Origin of the sequence: Pseudomonas sp. PS01298 (assembly GCF_029959745.1) — a bacterium.
Lineage (GTDB): Bacteria > Pseudomonadota > Gammaproteobacteria > Pseudomonadales > Pseudomonadaceae > Aquipseudomonas > Aquipseudomonas aylmerensis.
On record NZ_JASCPP010000272.1, the window covers coordinates 1 to 292 of the forward strand.

A 292-nucleotide genomic window follows, 5' to 3' on the forward strand; every position below is an offset into this window, starting at 1 on the left:
CGTGCAGTTCGGCGGGTATGGCGCCGTGATCCCGGTGGTGCTGGTGTGCCTGATGTATGTCGGCTTTTCGGCCAGCGGTTCATTGCTGGCGGGGCAGGCGGTAGCGCAGTTGCTGCACGTCGAAGACTGGGTCGGCATTGTGCTGTTTGCCGGGTTGATCATGGTGTTCACCGTCTTCGGCTACCGCGGCATCCACGGCATCGGGCGCGTGGCCAGTGTGTTGGGGGTGGTGGCCTTCATCTACCTGTTCTACAAGCTGCTGGCGGGCAACGACGTGGGTGCCCTGCTGGGC

General features: G+C 64.0%; 1 pseudogene. It reads left to right on the top strand.

Features of this window, described 5'->3' with window-relative positions:
• Positions 1-292, top strand: a pseudogene (locus tag QMX97_RS32090) (cytosine permease); the annotation flags it as partial.